Genomic DNA, 3,908 nt, shown 5'->3' on the forward strand with positions numbered 1-3,908 from the left:
AATCACATTAACAAAAAATTAACACAACATTTGTATATACAACTATTAAAAGTTCTACATTTGTATATACAAATTATACACTTACGACTATGACAATTGAAGAGGTTATTAAGAGTACGGTTAAGATGGATAATGCGAAAAAAGTTATTCTGAATATCATGTACACGCAAAATGTGATTCAGGATCATTTCAACGAGTTGATTAAACCGTATGATTTATCTGGAGAACAGTATAATGTGTTGCGTATATTAAGAGGACAAAAAGGAAAACCTGCTAATATGTGCGTGATACAAGAGCGAATGCTCGCTAAAACGAGCAACACAACACGTTTGGTTGACAAATTATTATTAAAAGATTTTGTTACAAGAAATGTCTGTCCTGATAATCGAAGAAAAATTGAAGTTTCGATTACACAAAAAGGATTGGATGTTTTAAAAGAATTAGATCCAAAAGTAGATGAGCATGAAAGCGCATTTGCAAATAATTTGAAACCAGAAGAATTAGTTTTCTTAAATCAGTTATTAGAAAAATATAGAACCAATAAGTAAAATAATAAATATTATGAGCAATTTCGTAGAAAATCAAAATTGGCGATACGCAACCAAACAATTTGATGCTTCAAAAAAAATATCAGATGCAGATTTCAACACTTTAAAAGAAGCAGTTAGATTAAGCGCATCTTCTTACGGATTACAACCTTACAAAGTAATCATTGTTGAAAATCCAGCTTTAAGAGAAGAATTAAAAGCAGCAGCATGGGGACAAACTCAAATTACAGATGCTTCTCACCTATTTATTTTTGCCAACGACTTAAATCTTGATGCGACTTCTGTTGACAAATATATCGAAAACATCAGTACAGTAAGAGGTGTTCCTGTTGATGCTTTAGGCGGATTCAGCGACATGATGAAAGGTGTAATTGCAAATCTATCTGCAGAAGCAAAACACATCTGGACTGCAAAACAAACTTATTTAGCTTTAGGAAACTTATTAAACGCTGCTGCCGAACTAAAAATCGACGCAACTCCGATGGAAGGTTTTAATGCTGCAAAATTCAACGAAATCTTAGGTTTCGACAAATTAGGTTTAAATGCTTCAGTAATCGCAACAGTTGGTTACAGACACGAAGACGACAAATCTCAGCACAGTAAAAAAGTTAGAAAATCAAACGAAGAATTATTTATCACACTATAATTATTTATTAATCAAATTCAAATTTTAATTTTAAAAACATGAAAAATTTAAAAACAATTGCAATAGCATTATTCGTAGCAGTAGCTGGAATCTCAGTAAACGCTCAAACTAAAAAAATCGACGTAAAAGCATCTACTATTAAATGGGTAGGTAAAAAAGTAACTGGAGAGCACTCTGGAACTGTAAACTTCAAAGACGGAGCAGTAGTTTTCAAAGGAAAAAAATTAACTGGTGGTAGCTTTACTGTTGATATGACTTCATTAACTGCTACAGATTTAACTGGAGAATACCAAGGAAAATTAAACGGGCACTTAAAAGCTGACGATTTCTTTGGAACTGATAAATTCCCAACTGCAAAATTAGTTTTCAAAACTATCGGTGCTAAATCTGCTGACGTTTATACTGTAACTGCAGATTTAACTATCAAAGGAATTACTAAACCTGTAACTTTTGATATTACTGTAGCTGGTAACACAGCAACTACAGCATTTAAAGTTGACAGAACTAAATACGATATTAAATACAACTCTGGTAATTTCTTCCAAAACTTAGGAGATAAAACTATCAATGACGAATTTGAATTAGCTGTAGCTTTAAAATTCTAATATTTTAGACTTACTAATTCATAAAATATGGAAAACCCCGAAAGTTTAAAACTTTCGGGGTTTCTTTTTTTATACACTTTTCACAACCTTAACATTCTTAATAGTATAATAACGCTTTCGTAATAAGTATCGGGACTTTGATTAACATTCGGCTTCTAATTTTGGGGAAATTAAAAAAATCAAAAACTAGAAATCAAAATCATAGTTATGAAAACAAAATTACTTATTTCTTCTATTACATTCATTATCAGCTTTTTCGTACACGCCCAACAACAACCAAAAGGAATTACTGGAAATTCAAACTGGATGGCCAATTGGACAAACTTCAAACCATCTGCTAATGACTATAACGAAGCAACTAATATAATTGCCGGAACAATTGATAAAGATACCCGTTTACTAAAACGCAATACTTACCATTTAGTTGGTGTTGTGTATGTTACCAATAATGCAACATTAACTATTGAGCCAGGAACTGTCATTAGAGGTGATGATAAAACCTGCGGGACTCTTGTCATTACTAGTGGTGCAAAAATTATAGCTGAAGGTCTTGAAACTGATCCGATTATTTTTACATCAGAAAAAGAAATAAACAACAGAAAACCAGGTGACTGGGGTGGAATTATCGTTTGTGGAAAAGCGCCTATTAACACTTTAGGTGGTGTTCACACTTTGCCTTTTGACTTAGAAGCTAATTTAAATCATTACGGAGGTCAGGATCCAGAAGATAACTCAGGAATTTTAAAATATGTTAGAATTGAATATGCTGGAAGAAAATTAAGTGCCTCAAAAGAATTAAACGGACTTTCTCTTGCAGGTGTTGGAAGAAAAACAATCGTGAGTAATATCCAAATCAGTTTTTCAAACGATGACTCTTTCGAATGTTATGGTGGAGATCTGAATATGAGCAATTTAGTTTCATTTAGAACAACTGATGATGATTTCGATTTTACACAAGGTGCTCAAATTAACCTTACTAATAGTATTGCAGTACGTCACCCATATTCTTCTGATATTTCAGGTTCAAGATGTTTTGAGGTTGACTCTTATGAGAAAGTAGCGAATACAGATATGACCAAAAAAATGACCAAAATTAATGCAAGCAATATTACTTTGGTTAATTTGGAAGAAAATAATCAAGGCTTAGTTAGAGAATCTATTTACGTTAAAGAAAATACCTTTTTCAACTTAACTAATAGTGTAGTTTCTGGATTTGAACCTTTTGTTTTACTAGAAGGAAATATAGGAAATGGAGAAGCTAATTTATCTAAAATTACTTTTAAAAATGTAGTGGTAAACAACTGTAAAGGTGAAATTGAAAGTGAATCTGCAAGCAATACTCCTGGTATAAAAAACTATTACAACAATCCTGCAAATGGGATAGATTTTACTAAAATGAAGCTTAGCGAGTTGTTTACGTTTCCAAATATCAAAGGAAATCCAGATTTTAGATTAAATGTAAACAATACGATAGCAATTGGAAACTAAAGAGTTAACGTATCTGAGTTGAATAAAATTTAACAAATTTCATAATTTCGAAAAGATTTTTTTTAAAATTTATATACTTCAATTCAAATTACATTTATATCTTTGTCACATCAAAATAAAAAAATGAGAACAATATTAAACAATACTTGGTGGTGGAGTAATTTACGTCAGACGTCGTGAACGAAGCTTCCTATGGTATTGTTAAAACTATAAATTTAAAGGGCTTGTCATCACGACAAGCCCTTTTTTTTGATCAAAACTGAAAAACAAATTAACGAACAACATAAAACTATATATTTTGAAACCTTTTATTCTTAATACACATTACAAACAAATTCTAGCAGATACGGTAACTCCGGTTAGTATTTATTTCAAAATCAGAGATAAATTCCCAAACAGTTTATTGCTGGAAAGCAGTGATTATCACGGAAATGACAACAGTTTTTCTTATATCTGTTGTAATCCAATTGCAACCATTAAAATCGAAAATGAAGTCATTTCTAAAACTTTCCCTGATGGAACTTCAGAAAAAACTACGATTGATGCTTCAACTAATATTCCACAGGTAATACAGGAATTTTCAAGTCAGTTTAAATCAGAAAAAAACGATTTTAAATTCAT

At 31.3% G+C, this 3,908-nt stretch carries 4 protein-coding genes and 1 pseudogene; all 5 read left to right on the forward strand.

Annotated features, from left to right (window positions below):
- Positions 1 to 89: 89 nt before the first annotated feature.
- Entirely contained in the window at positions 90 to 548 is a 459-nt protein-coding gene (locus tag VGE71_RS06255) for a MarR family winged helix-turn-helix transcriptional regulator (protein WP_331137550.1), read from the forward strand.
- Between the two features lie 13 nt (positions 549 to 561).
- Positions 562 to 1,194 (forward strand): NAD(P)H-dependent oxidoreductase, encoded by a 633-nt coding sequence (locus VGE71_RS06260; protein ID WP_331137551.1) that lies wholly within the window; start codon positions 562 to 564, stop codon positions 1,192 to 1,194.
- Positions 1,195 to 1,232: 38 nt separating this feature from the next.
- Positions 1,233 to 1,799 (forward strand): YceI family protein, encoded by a 567-nt coding sequence (locus VGE71_RS06265; RefSeq protein WP_331137552.1) that lies wholly within the window; start codon positions 1,233 to 1,235, stop codon positions 1,797 to 1,799.
- A 207-nt stretch (positions 1,800 to 2,006) separates the two neighbouring features.
- Complete coding sequence (locus tag VGE71_RS06270; protein WP_331137553.1) at positions 2,007 to 3,287, forward strand: hypothetical protein; 1,281 nt, start codon at positions 2,007 to 2,009, stop codon at positions 3,285 to 3,287.
- A 298-nt stretch (positions 3,288 to 3,585) separates the two neighbouring features.
- Positions 3,586 to 3,908: pseudogene (locus VGE71_RS06275) on the forward strand (anthranilate synthase component I family protein); the annotation flags it as partial.

Source organism: Flavobacterium sp. (assembly GCF_036405015.1).
In the GTDB taxonomy this organism is placed as follows: Bacteria; Bacteroidota; Bacteroidia; order Flavobacteriales; family Flavobacteriaceae; genus Flavobacterium.

What these genes read in the sequence shown, in the direction of transcription:
- VGE71_RS06265 (WP_331137552.1), top strand. Translation starts at nt 1,233, where the DNA reads ATGAAAAATTTAAAAACAATTGCAATAGCATTATTCGTAGCAGTAGCT.
- VGE71_RS06260 (WP_331137551.1), top strand. Translation starts at nt 562, where the DNA reads ATGAGCAATTTCGTAGAAAATCAAAATTGGCGATACGCAACCAAACAA.
- VGE71_RS06270 (WP_331137553.1), top strand. Translation starts at nt 2,007, where the DNA reads ATGAAAACAAAATTACTTATTTCTTCTATTACATTCATTATCAGCTTT.
- VGE71_RS06255 (WP_331137550.1), top strand. Translation starts at nt 90, where the DNA reads ATGACAATTGAAGAGGTTATTAAGAGTACGGTTAAGATGGATAATGCG.